Source organism: Pseudaquabacterium inlustre, assembly GCF_038066595.1.
Taxonomy (GTDB): Bacteria; Pseudomonadota; Gammaproteobacteria; order Burkholderiales; family Burkholderiaceae_C; genus Pseudaquabacterium; species Pseudaquabacterium inlustre.
On the sequence record NZ_JBBUTH010000010.1, the window covers coordinates 531,934 to 548,361 of the forward strand.

At 71.4% G+C, this 16,428-nt stretch carries 17 protein-coding genes; 14 read left to right on the forward strand and 3 right to left on the reverse strand.

Annotated features, from left to right (window positions below; all coding sequences use genetic code 11):
- The 3 genes from AACH10_RS22545 to AACH10_RS22555 all read left to right on the forward strand — a co-directional run bounded on the left by AACH10_RS22545 (nt 1) and on the right by AACH10_RS22555 (nt 1,145).
- Nucleotides 1-246, forward strand: a complete 246-nt coding sequence (locus tag AACH10_RS22545) for an FmdB family zinc ribbon protein (RefSeq protein WP_341412783.1) — start codon at nt 1-3, stop codon at nt 244-246.
- Between the two features lie 33 nt (nt 247-279).
- A complete protein-coding gene (locus AACH10_RS22550) occupies nt 280-717 on the forward strand; it encodes an Ohr family peroxiredoxin (RefSeq protein ID WP_341412784.1) in 438 nt (145 codons plus the stop codon).
- Between the two features lie 191 nt (nt 718-908).
- Complete coding sequence (locus AACH10_RS22555; RefSeq protein WP_341412785.1) at nt 909-1,145, forward strand: hypothetical protein; 237 nt, start codon at nt 909-911, stop codon at nt 1,143-1,145.
- 63 nt (nt 1,146-1,208) lie between these two features.
- Here AACH10_RS22555 and AACH10_RS22560 read toward each other — a convergent pair whose 3' ends face one another.
- Nucleotides 1,209-1,619 (reverse strand): nucleotide triphosphate diphosphatase NUDT15, encoded by a 411-nt coding sequence (locus tag AACH10_RS22560; RefSeq protein WP_341412786.1) that lies wholly within the window; start codon nt 1,617-1,619, stop codon nt 1,209-1,211.
- A gap of 138 nt (nt 1,620-1,757) precedes the next feature.
- Here AACH10_RS22560 and AACH10_RS22565 point away from each other — a divergent pair, with 138 nt between their 5' ends.
- The 3 genes from AACH10_RS22565 to AACH10_RS22575 are packed head-to-tail and all read left to right on the forward strand — an operon-like array spanning nt 1,758 to nt 4,485.
- Nucleotides 1,758-2,585 carry a TetR/AcrR family transcriptional regulator gene (locus AACH10_RS22565; protein ID WP_341412787.1) on the forward strand — a complete coding sequence of 276 codons (828 nt, stop codon included), beginning with the start codon at nt 1,758-1,760 and terminating at the stop codon, nt 2,583-2,585.
- Nucleotides 2,582-3,934 carry an ABC1 kinase family protein gene (locus AACH10_RS22570; protein WP_341412788.1) on the forward strand — a complete coding sequence of 451 codons (1,353 nt, stop codon included), beginning with the start codon at nt 2,582-2,584 and terminating at the stop codon, nt 3,932-3,934. Before AACH10_RS22565 ends, AACH10_RS22570 begins: the two co-directional genes overlap by 4 nt.
- Nucleotides 3,931-4,485, forward strand: coding sequence for a DUF2867 domain-containing protein (locus tag AACH10_RS22575; RefSeq protein WP_341412789.1), 555 nt, complete (start codon nt 3,931-3,933; stop codon nt 4,483-4,485). The genes AACH10_RS22570 and AACH10_RS22575 overlap by 4 nt, the downstream gene beginning before the upstream one ends.
- Here AACH10_RS22575 and AACH10_RS22580 read toward each other — a convergent pair.
- A complete protein-coding gene (locus tag AACH10_RS22580; RefSeq protein ID WP_341412790.1) occupies nt 4,479-5,444 on the reverse strand; it encodes a DMT family transporter in 966 nt (321 codons plus the stop codon). The genes AACH10_RS22575 and AACH10_RS22580 overlap by 7 nt on opposite strands.
- 216 nt (nt 5,445-5,660) lie before the next feature.
- Here AACH10_RS22580 and ccoG point away from each other — a divergent pair, with 216 nt between their 5' ends.
- On the forward strand, nt 5,661-7,130 hold the full coding sequence (gene ccoG / locus AACH10_RS22585; RefSeq protein WP_341412791.1) for a cytochrome c oxidase accessory protein CcoG: 1,470 nt from the start codon (nt 5,661-5,663) through the stop codon (nt 7,128-7,130).
- A gap of 41 nt (nt 7,131-7,171) precedes the next feature.
- On the opposite strand, the gene AACH10_RS22590 is transcribed toward ccoG, so the two are convergent.
- A complete protein-coding gene (locus AACH10_RS22590; RefSeq protein WP_341412792.1) occupies nt 7,172-8,605 on the reverse strand; it encodes an aminotransferase-like domain-containing protein in 1,434 nt (477 codons plus the stop codon).
- Nucleotides 8,606-8,751: 146 nt separating this feature from the next.
- On the opposite strand from AACH10_RS22590, the gene AACH10_RS22595 reads away from it, so the two are divergent.
- The 7 genes from AACH10_RS22595 to AACH10_RS22625 all read left to right on the forward strand — a co-directional run bounded on the left by AACH10_RS22595 (nt 8,752) and on the right by AACH10_RS22625 (nt 16,405).
- Nucleotides 8,752-8,904 (forward strand): hypothetical protein, encoded by a 153-nt coding sequence (locus AACH10_RS22595; RefSeq protein ID WP_341412856.1) that lies wholly within the window; start codon nt 8,752-8,754, stop codon nt 8,902-8,904.
- Between the two features lie 109 nt (nt 8,905-9,013).
- The gene (locus AACH10_RS22600) at nt 9,014-10,120 is read left to right on the forward strand and encodes a phosphotransferase family protein (RefSeq protein ID WP_341412793.1); all 1,107 of its coding nucleotides are present in this window, start codon (nt 9,014-9,016) and stop codon (nt 10,118-10,120) included.
- A complete protein-coding gene (locus tag AACH10_RS22605; protein WP_341412795.1) occupies nt 10,113-11,375 on the forward strand; it encodes a CaiB/BaiF CoA transferase family protein in 1,263 nt (420 codons plus the stop codon). Before AACH10_RS22600 ends, AACH10_RS22605 begins: the two co-directional genes overlap by 8 nt.
- Nucleotides 11,376-11,795: 420 nt before the next feature.
- Entirely contained in the window at nt 11,796-12,746 is a 951-nt protein-coding gene (locus AACH10_RS22610; protein WP_341412796.1) for a ThuA domain-containing protein, read from the forward strand.
- Nucleotides 12,747-12,763: 17 nt separating this feature from the next.
- Nucleotides 12,764-13,339, forward strand: coding sequence for a PEP-CTERM sorting domain-containing protein (locus AACH10_RS22615; RefSeq protein WP_341412797.1), 576 nt, complete (start codon nt 12,764-12,766; stop codon nt 13,337-13,339).
- A 173-nt stretch (nt 13,340-13,512) separates the two neighbouring features.
- Nucleotides 13,513-15,591 carry an outer membrane protein assembly factor BamB family protein gene (locus tag AACH10_RS22620; protein ID WP_341412798.1) on the forward strand — a complete coding sequence of 693 codons (2,079 nt, stop codon included), beginning with the start codon at nt 13,513-13,515 and terminating at the stop codon, nt 15,589-15,591.
- Between the two features lie 22 nt (nt 15,592-15,613).
- Nucleotides 15,614-16,405, forward strand: a complete 792-nt coding sequence (locus tag AACH10_RS22625; protein ID WP_341412799.1) for a PEP-CTERM sorting domain-containing protein — start codon at nt 15,614-15,616, stop codon at nt 16,403-16,405.
- Nucleotides 16,406-16,428 lie beyond the last annotated feature (23 nt).

Below are 16,428 nucleotides of genomic sequence, written 5' to 3' on the forward strand. Positions count from 1 at the left end.
ATGCCCATCCACGACTACCACTGCGACGCCTGCGGCGCCGACTTCGAAGCCCTGGTGCGCAGCAGCGACACGCCCACCTGCCCGCAGTGCGGCAGCGCGCAACTGCAGCGCCAGATCTCGCGCCTGGCCCCGGCCGGCAAGATCGAGGCCATCCGCATGTCCAACCGGCGCGCGGCCGACCGTGCCGGCCACTTCAACCACTACAGCCCGTCCGAGCGCGCCATGCTGCTCAAGACCACGCGCTGACGCCCCATCCCCCTTCGCCATCCGGAGCACCCCATGGACCTCGTCTACAAAGCCCACATGCTCACCCAGGGCGGCCGCAGCGGCAGCATCCAGAGCGAGGACGGCCGCTTCAAGCTCAAGCTGGCCGTGCCCACCGAACTGGGCGGCAAGGGCGACGGTCCCAACCCCGAGCAGCTGCTGGCTGGCGCCTTCGCTGCCTGCTTCGAACAGAGCATCCGCCACATCGCGCGCAAGCAGCACAGCGGCCTGAAGGGCTGCTATGTGGAGGCCGAGCTGTCGATGTTCACCACGCTGGACGACGCCTACCGCATGGCGCTGACGCTCACCGTGCACATGGCCGGCGCCCTGAGCCAGTTCGACGCCGACGACCTGCTGCAGCGCGCCAAGGGCATCTGCCCCTTCGTGGACGCCACCAAGAACAACGTGCAGCTGAACCTGAAAGCGGTGCTGGATACGCCGGTGGCCGCCTGACGGGCTGGCGTGCGCCGCAGGCGCGGCCACGGTCGGCCGGCGCGGGGGCTGAATCCGTGCAGGATGTCCCAGGGCGCTGAAAGGGCTTTCTGTCGATTGAGCAAAGTCAAAGGGTTTACCCTATGCTGCGGTGCAACACGGTTGAAGGCGGCGATCCCGCAGCCACCGTGCTCCTCACGACGGAGAAAGCCATGTCTGCATCCCTGACCAGTGGTACCTATCCCCGCGGCGCCGCCCAACACGGGCCCCTGGCCGCCGTGGTCTCCTCCTTCGCCCGCTGGGGCGGCCTGCTGTGGCGGGGCCTGACGGCGCTGGGCGCCGCGCGCGCACGCCAGCACCTGCTGTCGGTGGCGGCGCAGTACGACTACACCAATCCCGCGCTGGCGCGCCAGCTGCGCCAGAGCGTGCAGTCGATCGCCTACGACTGACCCACACCGCCCAGTCGTCGCCACGCCACGGCCGGCGTGGGTGGCGACTGCGGCCGCGCCGCCTCACGTTGGCAGCGCGAAGCCCTGATCGACCAGCGACTGCAGCGGCGCGAACAGCGGCGCCGGCAGCGCCTGCCAGCTGAACCACTGCCAGCCGTCGCATTTGTCGGGCTCCATCGTGCGCGGCTCGCCTTGTGTGTGCGGCGCCAGCACGATCACGGTCACGTAGTGCTGGCCCACGTCGGCGAACACGTTGCTGGTCACCGGGCCGGTGCGGGCGCCGGGGCCCAGATCGAGCCCGGTCTCCTCGGCCAGTTCGCGCCGGGCGCAGTTCAGCAACTCCTCACCGAATTCCAGCCGGCCGCCGGGCGCCGACCAGGTGCCAGCGCCATGCGCGCCCCGGCGCCTGCCCAGCAGCACCTGGCCCTGGCGGATGACGAGGATGCCCACGCCGACGCGGGGAAGTTCGGTCACGGTGACAGTCATCGACGCAGTATGGGCGATGCCGCGGTGCGCCCGGCGTCGCCCCTGCAAACAATTCAAACTATCCTTGACGGCTGCGAATTGCAGTCGTAACGTGTAGTCAATTCACATTGACTGCGCAGGGATGGCATGAAGACCAGCAAGGCCCAGCAAGACGAGACCCGCGCGCGCATCGTGCGCACGGCCGTGGCGCTGATGAGCGAGCGCGGCTTTGACGCCGTGACGATGAAGGACATCGCCTGGGCCGCCAGCGTGGGCGACGCCACCATCTACAAGTACTTCCCCAGCAAGGAGCGGCTGGTGCTGGGCTACTTCGACCTGGTGGCCGCCGATGCCGTGAAGGCCACCCGCGCCACGCCCGGCTTTGCCGACTACGCGCTGCAAGACCGCCTGCAGCGCCTGACCGACGCCATCCTGGAGCGGCTGGAGCCCGAGCGTGCTTTCGTGCTGCAGGCCCGCGCGCTGCTGGCCCGCGCGCCGCTGCTGCTGCTGGGCGACCAATTGCAGGCCAAGCAGACGCTGCGTGACCAGGTGCTGGCCGATCTGCAGCACGCCGTGGCCACGGGCGAGATCGCGCCCAGCGACTTTCTGCAGCTGCTCAGCGGCCTGTATGGCGACTATGCGGTGGGCGTGGTGGGCTGGTGGCTGCACGACCGCTCGCCCGGCGCCGCCGACACGCCGCGCTTCGTCGACCAGACGCTGGGCATCCTGGTGGCCGCGCTGAAGTCGGGCCTGCCCGACCGGCTGGTGCAGCTGGCACTGTTCTTCGTGCGCAGCCAGATGGCCCGCGTGATGCAGGCGCGTGCCGATGCCGGCCCGGCGGCGCCCGCGCCCGAGCCCGCTGCAGCGCCAGACGCGGCTGAGCCGGCGGGCGCCAAACCCAAGCCCGCCAAGCCCGCCCGGCGCCGCACTGCCAGCAAGACCGCCCGGACCACCCCAACCCGCAAGCCCGCATGACCACCCCGGCCCGCCCCCCACGCACCGGCAAGCTGGCGCGCACAGCCATCGCCGGCCTGGCGTCCACCCGTGTGGGCATGGCCACGCTGCGCCACCGCCTGCGCGGCGACGACGCGCAGGCCGGCTCCCCCGCCGCCACGGCTGCCCGCCAGGCGCACGAGGCCGAGATCGGCCGCATCCTGATGGGCGCCATGGGCCAGCTGCGCGGCACCGCGTTGAAGGCCGCGCAGGTGCTCAGCATGGACGCCGATTTCCTGCCCGCCGGCGTGCGCGCCGAGCTGGCCCGTTCCACGCACCAGGCCCCGGCGCTGAACCGCGCGCTGGTGGGCAAGGTGTTTCGCCAGGCCTTCGGCTGCGAGCCCGAGGCGCTGTTCAGCCACTTCGAGCCCACCGCTTTTGCCGCCGCCAGCCTGGGCCAGGTGCACCGCGCCGTGCTGCCCGACGGCCGCGCCGTGGCCGTCAAGGTGCAATACCCCGGCATTGCCGACACGCTGGAAACCGATCTGACGCTGCTGCGCGGAACGCTCAACACCGTGGGTCATCGCCTGCTCACCTTGCCTGATAGCACGGTGGTGGATCGCATCCTGGGCGAGATCCGCCGCCAGCTGCTCGAAGAAGTGGACTACGAGCACGAGGCCGAGGCCCAGCGCTGGTTTGCCGCGCACCCGCTGCATGCCGACATCGTGGTGCCCGAGGTCATCGCCAGCCATTCGCGCCGCACCGTGCTCACGCAGGCGCTGCTGCATGGCCACCATGTGCAGGCCTGGTGCGCGCAGCAGCCGCCGGCCGATGTGCGCAACCGCCAGGGCCAGGCGCTGTTCGATGGCCTGCTGCACGCCGCGCTGCAACTGCGCCGCACCCATGCCGACCTGCATCCGGGCAATGTGCTGTTCCTGCCCGACGGCCGCGTGGGCCTGCTGGACTTCGGCTGCACCCAAGTGCTGGGCCGCCCGTTCACCCACGGCCTGGCCCGGCTGTGGACGCAATGGACCGCCCGCCCGCGCGCCGATGCCGCGGCGCTGCACGGCAGCTACCAGGCGCTGGGCCTCACCTCGCCGTCGCTCGGCCTGGACGTCTTCGAGCGCGAGCTGCTGCCCGCCGTGGCCAGCGTGCTCGACTGGGCCACCGAGCCCTTCACCGCGGCCCGGTTCGACTTCGCCGGCAAGTCATTGCCGCCCCGCGTGGACGCCCCGCGCCAGGCGGCCCTGGTGCGCCATCTGCAAGGCATGACGGCCGAGATGATGTCGTGGGACCGCGCCTGGCTGGGCCTGATGCACCTGCTGCGCCAGCTGGGCGCCGAGGTCGACACCCGCCACGCCAACGCCCTGTTGGCCCAGGAGACCGCATGACCCCCACCCCTGTGCAAGCCTGCGCCGTGCCGGCCGACAGCGCCATCGCCCGCCTGCTGCCCGGCGCCTTCTTTCACGACGCCTGGCAGGTGGCCGTGGACCACCCCGAGCGCACCGCGATCGAACACCTGATGACCACGCTGGCCGCCACGCCGCGCTGGGTGGACGTGGCCATGCGCCTGCGCAACCGCGTGGTGGTGTGCTTCGGCCTCAAGAACCTGGGTGATCTGGGCCTGCGCCCCACCCACGGCCAGCAGCCCCTGTCGCAGCACCCGGGCGACCGCGTGGGCATCTTCACGCTGCGCAGCCGCAGCGATGACGAGGTGCTGGTGGAAGACGACGACAAGCACCTGCACGTGGTGCTGTCGGTGCGCCGCCTGCCCGCCGACGCCACGCAGCCCGCCCGCATCGTGCTGACCACCGTGGTGCACCTGCACAACCTGCTGGGCCGGCTGTACATGCTGCCGGTGGCGCCGATGCACCGGCTGATCGCGCCGGCCGTGCTGGCGCGGGTGAACGCGCCGCCGCCGGGCCACCAGGCCCGTCATTGAGCCGGGCGTTCCGGCAGCGCTTCGGTGTCGCCCCGCGCGCGCGGCTGGCGACGCATGCCGTCCCAGGCGATCAGCCAGCCGGCGGCCAGGATCACCGCGCCGCCCAGCGCCATGCAGGCGCTGACCACCTCGTCGAACAGCACGACGCCCAGGCCGACGCCGAACAGCAGCCGCGTGTAGCGAAACGGCGTGACCGTGGCGATGTCGCCGGTGCGCATGGCCTTCATCAGCGCGGCATAGGCGAGCACGCCGACCATGCAGGCTGCGGCCAGCAGCGGCTGCACCGAGCCACCCGGCATGGCGAAGGGGCGGCGCTCCACCAGCGCATACAGGCCGCCGGCGACCATGACCGTGAGAAAGCCGTAGAACCCCAGGTGATGCGTGGCCAGTTGCCGGGGCACCGCCCGGCTGGCGAGGTCGCGACCGGCAAAGCCGATCAGCCCGATCACGGTCAGCAGCGACAGCCAGCTGAAGTCGTCCGAGGCCGGCCGCAGCACGATCAGCACGCCACCCAGGCCGACGATCACGGCGCACCAGCGGCGCCAGCCGACGACCTCGTGGAACCAGATCCAGCCGCCCAGCACCACCAGCACGGGCGTGGCCTGAAGAATGGCGGTGGCCGATGACAGCGGGGTCAGCGCGATCGCCAGCACGTAGAACAAGCGGCCAGTGAGCTCGAACACCGCGCGCACCTGCATCGCGCGCGACAGCACGGCGGCCTGGAACAGGGGCGTGCGGTGGCGCCAGCCCACGACACCGAAGATCGCGGCGCCGCCGGCGCCGAAGAGCATCAGCACCTGGGCGATCGGCAGCTCGCGCGCCACCCGCTTGACCAGCGCGTCCTCGATGGCGAAGGCCGCCATCGCCGCGACCATCCAGGCGATGCCGCGCAGGTTCTGTGCCGTGGTGGCCGTGCCCGCAGGGCGGGCGGGGTGGGGTGGGGGAGGCGCTGTCGCCATTCAGGGGTTCCGGTCGGTTGGCGGGGCTGGATTGTCCCTGGCCCGCACCCGCATGCAGAGGATCAGACCAGGCGCTTGTGGTGCGGATCAGATCGCGCCGCGTGCCATCTGATACGGTCGAAATACAACTTTGCTGAGTCTTTGACATCAGATGCGTCCGGATCACGATTCGCACCGAGCCAGGCGAACGTGCAGACCTGGCGCGAAGGTTTCAGGATGTCCCAGGTTCAGCGCATCATTCCCATCACGGTGCCGGCGGTGGCGCCGGGCATCGAGCCCGTCGTGCGCATCCAGCCGCGCGCGGTTTCCGGTCGGTTCACGCGCTGGCGCTGGGCGCTGGTGTGGGCGACGCAGCTGCTCTTCTACGGCCTGCCGTGGCTGCAGTGGCAGGGGCGGCAGGCGGTCTGGTTCGACCTCGACGGCCGCCGCTTCCATGTCTTCGGTGCGGTGCTGTTTCCGCAGGACCTGATCCTGCTCACCGGGCTGCTGATCTTCAGTGCCCTGCTGCTGTTCGCGGCCACGGCGCTGTTCGGCCGCGTGTGGTGCGGCTTCGCCTGTCCGCAGACGGTCTACACCGCCATGTTCATGTGGATCGAGCAGCGCGCCGAGGGCGATCGCCTGGCCCGGCTGCGGCTGGACGGTGCGCCCTGGTCGCCACGCAAGCTGGTGCGCCGCGGCGGCAAGCATGCCGCCTGGCTGGCGCTGAGCCTGGTCACCGGCTTCAGCCTGGTCGGCTGGTTCACGCCGGTGCGCGACCTGGCGCTGGCGGCGCCCCGCCTGGCCTTCGGCCCCTGGGAGGCGTTCTGGATCCTGTTCTACGGCGCCGCGACCTACCTGCACGCCGGCCTGCTGCGCGAGAAGGTGTGCCAGCACGCGTGCCCGTATGGCCGCTTCCAGGGCGCGATGCTCGACCGGCACAGCCTGATCGTGGGCTACGACGCCGGGCGCGGCGAGCCGCGCGGGGCGCGCGCGCGGGGCGATGCCGCCCGTGCCCAGGCCCGCGCGCGCGGCGTGGGCGACTGCGTGGACTGCACGCTGTGCGTGCAGGTCTGCCCGGTGGGCATCGACATCCGCCAGGGGGCGCAGGCAGCCTGCATCAGCTGCGGCCTGTGCATCGACGCCTGCGACCAGGTGATGGACAAGCTGGGGGCGCCGCGCGGGCTGGTGCGCTTCGGCGCGCAGGCGCCGGGCCTGGCCGTCACCGGGCCGGGTGGCGGCCGGGCCAGTCTGTGGCGCCCCCGCGTGGCGGTGTACGCCGGCGGCCTGGTGCTGCTGGCCGGTGCGCTGGTCTGGGGCTGGGTGCAGCGCCCCGAGCTGCGCCTGAACGCCATGCGCGACCGCAGCGTGATCGCCCGGCCCGTGGCCGACGGCGCGGTGGAGAACCTCTACCGGCTCCAGGTGCTGAACGCCTCGATGCAGCCCCGGCGCCTGCAGGTGCTGGCCGTCGTGGATCACCAGGGCACCGACGGCGAGGCGCTGGCCGTGCAGCCCAACGGTGCGCTGAGGGTCGAGCCGGCGGGCACGGCCATCGCGGTGGTGTCGGTGCGCATGACGGCAGCCCAGCTGGCCGACCGGCGCCCCGGCCATCCGGTGCCCATCCGCTTCATCGTCCGCGACGAGGCCGACGCGCGCGCTGACCGGCCCGGCGTGCGGGCGCAGACGATGGCCACCTTCCTGCCCGGCTGAGCCGGCCCCGCCTCGCGCCGGGCCGCAGGGCGCCGCCGATGTCAGCGCGACGCGGCCTCGGTGGCCAGCTCACCCAGCCGCCGCAAGGCAGCCTCGACGCGCGCGTCGCCCGGGTGCCCCACGTTCAGGCGCAGGTGGTGGACGAAGCGCCGGTCGGCCGAGAACAGCACGCCCGGTGCCGTGCTGATGCCCAGCGCCATGGCGCGATGGTGCAGGGCCAGCGCATCCACCTGCGCCGGCAGCTGCAGCCACACGAAGTAACCGCCGGCCGGCCGCGTGACGCGCGTGCCCGCCGGAAAGTGGCGTTCGACCAGGCGCCAGGCGCGCTGCTGCGCGGCCGCCAGTGCGCCGCGCAGCTGGCGCAGGTGGCGCTCGTAGCCGCCCTGGGCCAGGTAGTCGCCGATGGCCAGCTGCGGCGGAAGGGCCGTGGCCAGCGAACTCATCATCTTCAGCCGCTGCACCGCGCGGGCGTGGCGACCGGCAGCGGCCCAGCCCACTCGGTAGCCGGGCGCCAGGCACTTGGAGAACGAGGCGCAATGCAGCACCAGCCCCTGGCTGTCGAAGGCCTTGGCGGGCGGTGGCCGCCGCTCGCTGGCGTAGAGCTCGCCGTAGACGTCGTCCTCGATCAGCGGCACGCCATGGTGTTGCAGCAGCTCGACCAGGGCCTGCTTGCGCGCGGCCGGCATCAGCGCACCCAGCGGGTTCTGGAAGGTCGGCATGAACCAGCAGGCCGCCACCCGCTGGCGGTCCAGCAACTCGGCCAGCGCCGCCAGGTCGACGCCCTCCCTGGGGTCGGTGGCGACCTCGACCGCGCGCAGCCGCAGCCGTTCCAGCACCTGCAGCGCCGCGTAGAAGGTCGGCGACTCCACCACCACCACATCGCCTGGCGCGGTGACGGCCTGAAGGCACAGGTTCAGCGCCTCCATGGCCCCGTTGGTGATCACCAGCTCGTCCGGCGCCAGCGCCACGCCCTGCAGCGCATAGCGGCGGCGCAGCGCGTCGCGCAGGCCGGCGTCACCCGCCGTCAGCGCGCTGGTGACGGCGCCGGCCTTCAGCCGGCGCATGGCCCGGGCACCGCTGCGTGCGAGCGATTCGAACGGGAACAGGTGCGCGCCCGGAAAGGCCGAACCCAGCGGCACCACCTGCGGGTCGCGGGTCGACTCGATCAGGTCGAACGCCAGTTCGCTGACGGAGACCTCCGCGGCCTCGAGGTTCGGCACGGCCGGTGCCGGCAGTGCGCGCGCCGGCCGGCGCTGCGCCCGCACGTAGTAGCCCGATCGCGCCCGCGCCTCCACCAGACCGTGCAGTTCCAGCAGGCCGTAGGCCTGGAACACCGTCGACGGGCTGATGCCGCGACGCGCGCAGGTCTCGCGCACCGAGGGCAGGCGCTCGCCCGCCTTCAGCAGACCGTCGTCGATCAGCTGCCGCACATCGGCCGCCAGCTGCTCGTAGCGCAAGGTCTTGGCGTCGCCCATCTGATCCGGTCGCTGTTGCAGGATTCTGAATCTTACCGATCAGCCGCGTCTGGGCGATGATCGCGGCCCTGGCGTACCGATCTCCACGCATCCGCGCCCGCTTGTCCACCTGCCCATCTGCCCACCTGCCCGACGCCGTCAACGCCATGGATTGGATCCCCGTCTTCCTGTTCACCTTCAAGATCCTGGTGCTGGGCATCGGCATGTTCTTCGCCATCAAGTGGCACTACGACCAGGACAGGAAGAAGGCCGCGCAGGCCAAGTCGACCGGCACGACCCCGCCAGCCCGTCCGGACTGAGGGGGCGCCGCCGTGCGGGCGCGCCCCCGTGTCGGGCGCGCTGTCAGTCACCAGGTTGATACCGTGCGCGCGCCCGTGGCCAACACAATGGGTCCACAAGGAGGTCGTCATGGAAGAGGACTTGCGGCGCCAGCCTGGTGCACCCAGCACGCCGGATGCGGCCGCGCGCGGCCCCTTGCCGGGCTTTGACGTGCCGCGCGTGGAAGACTGGCTGCGCGCCCATGTGCCCCAGTTGAGCCCGCCGCTGCAGTGGCACCGGCTGGAGGGCGGCCACAGCAACCTGACCTACCTGCTCACCGACGGCAGCGGCCAGCGCGCCGTGATCCGCCGCCCGCCCCAGGGTGAACTGCTGCCCAAGGCGCATGACATGGCGCGTGAGTGGGCGCTGATCTCGGCCCTGGGCGCCACATCGGTGCCCGTGCCGCAGGCGCTGGGCTTCTGCGAAGACCTGTCGGTCACTGGCGCGCACTTCTACGTGATGGGCCACGTGGCGGGCCTGCCGTTCTACACCGCGGCCGAGGTGGACGAGCGCCTGCCGCTGCCGCTGCGCCCGGTGCTGGGCGAGAGCTTCATCGACGTGCTGGCCGACCTGCATGCGGTGGATCCCGATGCGGTGGGCCTGTCCGGCCTGGGCAAGAAGGACGACTACATCGGCCGCCAGCTCAAGACCTGGTACCGCAGCTGGCAGGCCAGCATCGGGCCGGCGCAGCTGGACGATGAACGCGCCCATGCGCTGCTGCGCTACCTCAGCACCCATGTGCCCGAGCAGGGCCCGGCGCGCATCGTGCACGGCGACTACGGCCTGCACAACACGCTGATCGGCACCGACGGCCGCGTGGCGGCGGTGGTGGACTGGGAGATCTCCACCCTCGGCGATCCGCTGGCCGACCTGGCCTACGCCCTGAACCAGTGGGCCGAGCCGGGCGATCCCCCCAGCGTGCGCGGCGAGCCACCCACCAGCCGCCCCGGCTTTCCGCCGCGCGCCGCGCTGGCGGACCGTTATGCGCAACGCACCGGCCGTGACCTGAGCCGGCTGGACTTCTACGTCGGCTTCAACCGCTGGAAGTCGGCCTGCATCGTGCACGGCGTCTACGCCCGCTACCTCGAGGGCAAGAAGAGCACGGCGGGTGTGGACCTGGATGCGCTGAAGGCCAGCATCTTCCAGTCGCTGGCCTTGGCCGAGCAAGCCGTCGAGCGGCTGGAGCGCCATGCCTGAGGCCGCTGCCGACCCGGCTGGCGCCGAGGCCGCGCTGCCGTTTGCCGGCCTGCGCGTGCTGGATGCGGCCAGCTACATCGCCGCACCGGCCGCGGCCACGATGCTGGCCGACCTGGGTGCCGACGTCATCAAGATCGAGCCGCCCGAGGGCGATCCGTACCGGGTGCTGTACAAGCTGCCCGGCTACCCGGCCACCGAGCGCAATGCGCCGTGGGAGCTCACCTCGCGCCACAAGCGCAGCCTGTGCATCGACCTGAAGACGCCCGAAGGCCAGGCCGTGCTGCACCGCCTGGTGCGCCAGGCCGACGTGTTCATCACCAACCTGCCGTTGCCGGTGCGCGGCCGCCTGGCGCTGGACGCGCCCACGCTGCTGGCGCTGAACCCGCGGCTGATCTACGCCTCGCTCACCGCCTATGGCGAGGTGGGGCCCGAGGCGGCCAAGACCGGCTTCGACATCACCGCCTACTGGGCCCGCAGCGGCCTGATGGACGGCCTGCGCTCGGATGCCGATGCGCCACCGCCCAAGCCGGGCGCCGGCCTGGGCGACCAGCCCACCGCAGTGACCCTGTACGCCGCCATCGTCACCGGCCTGTACCGCCGGTTGCAGACCGGCCGGGGCGGTCTGGTGGGCACCTCGCTGATGGCCAACGGGCTGTGGTCCAACGCGGTGCCGCTGTCCACCCATCTGGCGGGTGGCCGCCACGCGGCCAAGCCGCCGCGCAGCCAGGCCCGCAATCCGCTGACCAACCTGTACCGCTGCGCCGATGGCCGCTGGCTGCAACTGCTGATCCTCAACGAGCAGCGCCAGCTGCCCGCGCTGCTGACGGCGCTGGGCCTGGACGACTGGGCCGACAACCCGCTGCTGACCGACCCGGCCACGCGCGAGGCCGATTGCGAACGGGTGGTGGCGCTGTTCGACGCCGCCTTCGCCTGCCACGCGCTGGCGGTGTGGCGCCAGCGCCTGGACGCCGCCGGCATCACCTTCGGCCTGATCGGCACGCTGGACGATCTGCCGCACGATGCCCAGGCCCGGGCCGCGGGCCTGCTGCGCCCACGGGCCGGCGTGACGCCGGACGCCGCCCAGGCCGCCGACCTGGCCGTGGCCAGCCCGGTGCATCTGGCCGGCGTGACGCCGCGCGCACCCGGCCATGCGCCCGCGCTGGGCCAGCACAACCATGCCGTGCTGCAGCAGGCAGGCTTCAGCGCAGAAGAGCGGGCGGCGCTGGTGGCGCGTGGTGTGCTGCGGGGGGCTTGAGGCCACCGGCGGCGCCGTCATCGAGGCCCCAGCGTCCTCGACCCGCGTGCGCGGGTTCGTCCACCGGGCCGCCAGGCCGCCCCTGGCCATTCGTCTGGTGTGACCGCAGCCGCTCTGGCCCCTGGCGCGCTGCCAGGGGGTTGACCCGTCACCTCGCCCGGCAAAGCGTTCCGTGCGGGCACGGCGAGGAAAGCGATGCGCGGGCCGCGCCAGTCAGGGCAGGCGCGCCTGATCCACCCGCTTAGGCCGGATTTCACCCCGTGCATCCCAGGGAAAGCCCGGGTCGGTAACAGATTGGAAAACATTTCCATTCGGAATAGGATTCCAGAACGTCGCCGAGTTTTGAGCTGGCACCCGCCCTGGTGTGCCGCACATCCCCTGCCGGGGGACAGGGCGACCCATCCCCTTGGAGGAGTTCCCATGAAACGTGCATCCCTGGCGCGCGGCGCCTGCCTGCTGACCCTGGCCATCGGCAGCACAGGCGGCGCCGTCGCGCAGTCCGGGTCGGTGAAGAAAATCAACCCGAAGAACATCGACACCTACTACAACGTGTGCCGAGGCCTCAGCACCGAGTGCTTCAACGACTGGCACGCGTTCGACACGCTGCCGAACAAGGTGCTGATCTACTCGCGCACCGCCGGGCCGCGCCATGCCAACCTGGGCACGGTGATGGCGGCCGGCCTGAACCCCACGATGAATGCCGACAACGTGATGCAGGCCGGCCTGGTGCGCATGCTGGCCGCTGCCGGCATCGCCGCCGACTGGACCGAGGACGTCACCGTACTCGCCGGACGCATCAACAACTACAAGGCGGTGATCTTCGCCAGCAGCAACCGCGACACGCTGTTCAACGCCACGGCCACCACCAGCAACGACGCGGCGCGCACCGCGCTGCGCAACTACATGCGCCGCGGCGGCGGCTTCGTGGGCATCCACAACGCCTTCGGCGCCGAGTACAACTGGCCCTACTACGAGGGCCTGCTGGGCAACGCCAACTTCTACAACCACTCGCCCAACCGCAACGGCAATGTCGTGATCACCGCGGCCGACCCGTCCACCGCGGGCGTGCCCAGCACCTTCGCTTACCAGGACGAGTGGTACAACCTGATGCCCTTTCCGACGAACGTCAAGTTCCTCGCCAAAGTCGACACCACGTCACTCAGCCCGGCCAACGCGCCACCGCACCCGGGCCACCCCGACTTCCACCCGGTGGCCTGGTGCCAGTACTACGACGGTGGCAAGTCCTGGGTCACCACGCTGGGCCACAACGGTCATTCGTTCAACGGCAGCGGCGTGGGCGCGCAAGCCTTCGAGAAGCTGCTGGTGCAGGGGGTGATGTCGGTGATCGGCCTGACGCCGTTCTGCACCTGAGCGGGCGGAGCATGCGCATGCGAATGCCCCACCTGCTCTCCACGCTGCTGCTGGCTGGCGCCACCCTGGCCGCCGGTGCCGGCAGCGCACATGCCGCCGACGGCAGCTACACCATCGCGTTCCGCAACCTGCCGAGCACCGGCCTGCAGGGTGATGCGGACAACACCACGCTGGCCTTCCACCTGCCGTCGCTGGCCTACATCACCGGACTCACGTGGACGGTGGACGTGCAGGCCTTCGACCCCAGCTGGCTGCAGGAGCTGACGCTGTCGCTCACCGCCACCAGCGGCGAAGGCGTGCAGTTCAGCCCTGCCCCCAATGCGGCCGCTGCCGGCAGCTTCCAGGGCCAGGGCCGTGTGGACCTGGTCAACAGCGGCCTGGCCTTCAGGTTGGCCGCAGACGGCCGCCTGAACCTGGAGGTCTACGATGCGGTGGACGACCTGCCCGGCCTGGCCGATGGCCGCTGGCGCAGCGCCACGCTGCAGCTGGCCTACACCGCCGCCGTGCCCGAGCCCGCCAGCGTGGCCCTGCTGCTGGCCGGCATAGGTGTCGTGGGCCTTCGCCACCGCCGCGAGCGCGCGCTGCCCGGGTGAGGCACGACCGACCCCTGCGGGTGCCACCGTTGGGTTCAACGACTTAGTCACCCATCACCCAAACCGAGCGGCTGCCACGCGCGCGCCGCATCCCGTTCTGCTGCCTCTCGGCCCGCACCTGCGCGCCGGCTGGCAGCGCCCTGGGCGCCCGCCGCCCCGAAGGAGCCCCCGACATGACCCGCACCCCGCCTCGGCGCCGTGCCGCCGCCCTGCGGCCCCTCTTCCCCATCGGCCCCCTCTTGCCCCTGCTGCTGCTGACGCCCCTGGCCACCCCGGCGGCCGCGGCCGCCGACAACTGCTGCCTGGCCACCACCACCGACTTTCCCAAGGTGGGCGGCAATCTCGGCAACCAGAACTACAGCGCCCTGTCCAAGATCCACAAGGGCAACATCGGCCAGCTGGGTGCGGCCTGGCTGACCAGCCTGGAAGGCGGCGCCAAGTCGGGCAACAACCAGAGCACCGCGGTGGCCGTGGACGGCGTGCTCTACATCGAGACGGCGCAAGGCCGCGTGCACGCGGTGGACGGCAAGACCGGCGCCGTGAAGTGGAGCTACAACCCCGGCCGCGGCGGCCAGACGCGGCGCGGTGTGGCCGTGGGTGGCGGCAAGGTCTACACGCTGACCACCGGCAACTACGTCATCGCGCTCGACCAGGCCACCGGCCAGGTGGTGTGGGAGCGCCAGCACAACGGCTACGGCAACATCGCCAAGGTGGCCGTGGTCTACCACGACGGCATGGTCTACGTGGGCACCAACGACGGCAACCGCGGCGCGGCGCTGGCCTTCCACGCCAGCAACGGCGATCTGGCCTGGCACTTCTTCGGCACCGCAGCCCCGGGCACCATCGGCGGCGACACCTGGGAGGGCGACACCTACCTCACCGGTGGCGCGACACCGTGGATCCACCCGGCCATCGATCCGCAGCTCAACACCGTGTACTGGACCTTCGGCAATGTGCGCGCGGGCTCCTCGCAGAACGGCGCCAGCCGCGGCGGCCAGAACCTGTTCGGCAACTCGCTGGTGGCCATGGACGCCAAGACCGGCGCCTACAAGTGGCATTTCCAGTCGGTGCACCACGACATCTGGGACATGGACAACGTGATGGCCCCGGTGCTGGCTGACATCACGGTGAACGGCGCGGCGCGCAAGGCCGTGGTCTACGGCAGCAAGACCGGCATGCACTACGTGCTGGACCGTGCCACCGGCGTGCCGATCAACCCGGTGGACGAGCGTCCGGTGCCGCAGGACGCGCGCCAGAAGACCTGGCCCACCCAGCCCTATCCGCGTGGCGGCTCGTTCGTGCCCACCTGCCCCACCACCGACGGCCCGGCCCGCGCCGTGCCCAACTTCAAGCAGGGCTGCCTGTTCACGCCGCACTGGGACGAGCCCATCCTCACCTTCCCCGGCCAGGGCGGCGGCGCCGACTGGAACCACCAGTCGTTCAGCCACACCACCAAGCTGATCTACACCGGCGTGGGCTATGTGGCGGTGGCGCACTCGCTCACCGAGGCCAGCAACGGCCTGCGCCCGCTGGGCACGCCGATGTCGGGCGGCGTGGTGGCGGTGAACCCGGCCACCAACACCGTGGCCTGGCGCAAGGCGCTGCCGTGGTCGGTGGCGCATGGCAATGGCATCCTCAGCACGGCCAGCAACCTGCTGTTCATGGGCCAGCCCGATGGCACGCTGCTGGCGATGGATGCGCTCAATGGCCGCGATCTGTGGAAGTTCCAGACCGGCGCGGCCATCAATGCCAGCCCGATCAGCTATCAGATCGACGGCGAGCAGTACATCGCGGTGTTTGCCGGCGGCTCGGGCCTGCCCTTCGCCGATGCGCCGCGCGGTGACTACCTGTGGGCCTTCAAGCTGGGCGGCACCGTGGCCCCACTGCCCGCGCCCAAGCCGCCCGCGCTGCGCCGTGACATCACCGCCGCCGCGGTGGAGGGCAGCGTGGTGAACAACACCATCGTGCTCAACCGCAGCTACAGCAACGGCACGGTGAGCACGGTGGAGCTGGACACCGTGAACGCCATGGCGCCGCAGCACTTGCGTGTGCCGCTGGGCACCACGGTGACCTTCAGCAACCCGGCCACCAACACCAAGCCGCACTGCGCCACGCAGTTCTTCGAGGGCCTGTTCAACATCGGTCCGCTGGCCCCGGGCCAGGTGCAGGCCTACACCTTCAACCAGCGCGGCGAGTTCTTCTTCAACGACTGCACCAGCCCGCGCGCCACGGGCAAGGTGGTCGTTTACTGACCCCGACACGGAGTAGCCAACGATGAACACCTTCCGCACCCCCTTCGCCCTGCTGGCCGGCGCCGCAGCGCTGGCGCTCGGCGCCCCGGCCACTGCGGCCGATGCCACGACCAGCGTGCAGGTCACGCAGCTGCAGTTCGTCACCGGCAACGGCCTCACGCTGCAGTGGCTGGACGGCTTCGGCTTCCAGTCGGCCTTCGCCGAATCGCGCGAGGCCGGCGGCCTGGGCGGCAACAGCCTGCGGGAGCCCGACCCGCTGCTGCCGGCCAGTGGCGCCGCGGCCCAGAGCCTGGCCACGGCCACCGCCCATGCGGTGGCCAGCGTCAGCGCCGACGCCGATGGCCGCTCGCTGCTCAGTGCCGGCGCCTGGCGCTTCATCGTCACGCCCGATCTGTCGCAGCCGCACACCGGCCAGGCTTGGCTGCAGCAGGCCAGCGGCTTCACGTTGTCGGGTGCCGGCCAGGTGACGGTGCTGGTGGACTACACGCTGAGCGTGGCCTCGCCGTTCAGCGATGGTGGCCACAGCTGGGCCCTGGCGGCACTGACGCTGAATGCCGGCAACCTCGACACCGGCACCAGCTTCAGCGCCGAGCGCCTGCTGGCCTCGCCGCTGCTGAGCGGCGGCAGCGGCACCGACAGCGGCCGCGTCAGCTTCGTGATCGACGTCGACAACGCGCAGCAGACCGGCTGGTTCAGTCTGCGCAGCAATGTCGACGTGTCGGCCGCCGCCGCCGTGCCCGAACCGCAGGCCTGGGCGCTGTTTGCGCTGGGCCTGGGAACGCTGCTGCTGGCCGCCCGACGCCGTGGCCGCTGAGCACCTTTCGCCCCTCGAGACCC

Coding starts and splice junctions, on each gene's coding strand:
- AACH10_RS22610 (WP_341412796.1), top strand. CDS start 11,796: ATGAAACGTGCATCCCTGGCGCGCGGCGCCTGCCTGCTGACCCTGGCC.
- AACH10_RS22590 (WP_341412792.1), bottom strand. CDS start 8,605: ATGGGCGACGCCAAGACCTTGCGCTACGAGCAGCTGGCGGCCGATGTG.
- AACH10_RS22545 (WP_341412783.1), top strand. CDS start 1: ATGCCCATCCACGACTACCACTGCGACGCCTGCGGCGCCGACTTCGAA.
- AACH10_RS22620 (WP_341412798.1), top strand. CDS start 13,513: ATGACCCGCACCCCGCCTCGGCGCCGTGCCGCCGCCCTGCGGCCCCTC.
- AACH10_RS22600 (WP_341412793.1), top strand. CDS start 9,014: ATGGAAGAGGACTTGCGGCGCCAGCCTGGTGCACCCAGCACGCCGGAT.
- AACH10_RS22550 (WP_341412784.1), top strand. CDS start 280: ATGGACCTCGTCTACAAAGCCCACATGCTCACCCAGGGCGGCCGCAGC.
- AACH10_RS22570 (WP_341412788.1), top strand. CDS start 2,582: ATGACCACCCCGGCCCGCCCCCCACGCACCGGCAAGCTGGCGCGCACA.
- AACH10_RS22565 (WP_341412787.1), top strand. CDS start 1,758: ATGAAGACCAGCAAGGCCCAGCAAGACGAGACCCGCGCGCGCATCGTG.
- AACH10_RS22615 (WP_341412797.1), top strand. CDS start 12,764: ATGCGAATGCCCCACCTGCTCTCCACGCTGCTGCTGGCTGGCGCCACC.
- ccoG (WP_341412791.1), top strand. CDS start 5,661: ATGTCCCAGGTTCAGCGCATCATTCCCATCACGGTGCCGGCGGTGGCG.
- AACH10_RS22605 (WP_341412795.1), top strand. CDS start 10,113: ATGCCTGAGGCCGCTGCCGACCCGGCTGGCGCCGAGGCCGCGCTGCCG.
- AACH10_RS22625 (WP_341412799.1), top strand. CDS start 15,614: ATGAACACCTTCCGCACCCCCTTCGCCCTGCTGGCCGGCGCCGCAGCG.
- AACH10_RS22580 (WP_341412790.1), bottom strand. CDS start 5,444: ATGGCGACAGCGCCTCCCCCACCCCACCCCGCCCGCCCTGCGGGCACG.
- AACH10_RS22575 (WP_341412789.1), top strand. CDS start 3,931: ATGACCCCCACCCCTGTGCAAGCCTGCGCCGTGCCGGCCGACAGCGCC.
- AACH10_RS22555 (WP_341412785.1), top strand. CDS start 909: ATGTCTGCATCCCTGACCAGTGGTACCTATCCCCGCGGCGCCGCCCAA.
- AACH10_RS22595 (WP_341412856.1), top strand. CDS start 8,752: ATGGATTGGATCCCCGTCTTCCTGTTCACCTTCAAGATCCTGGTGCTG.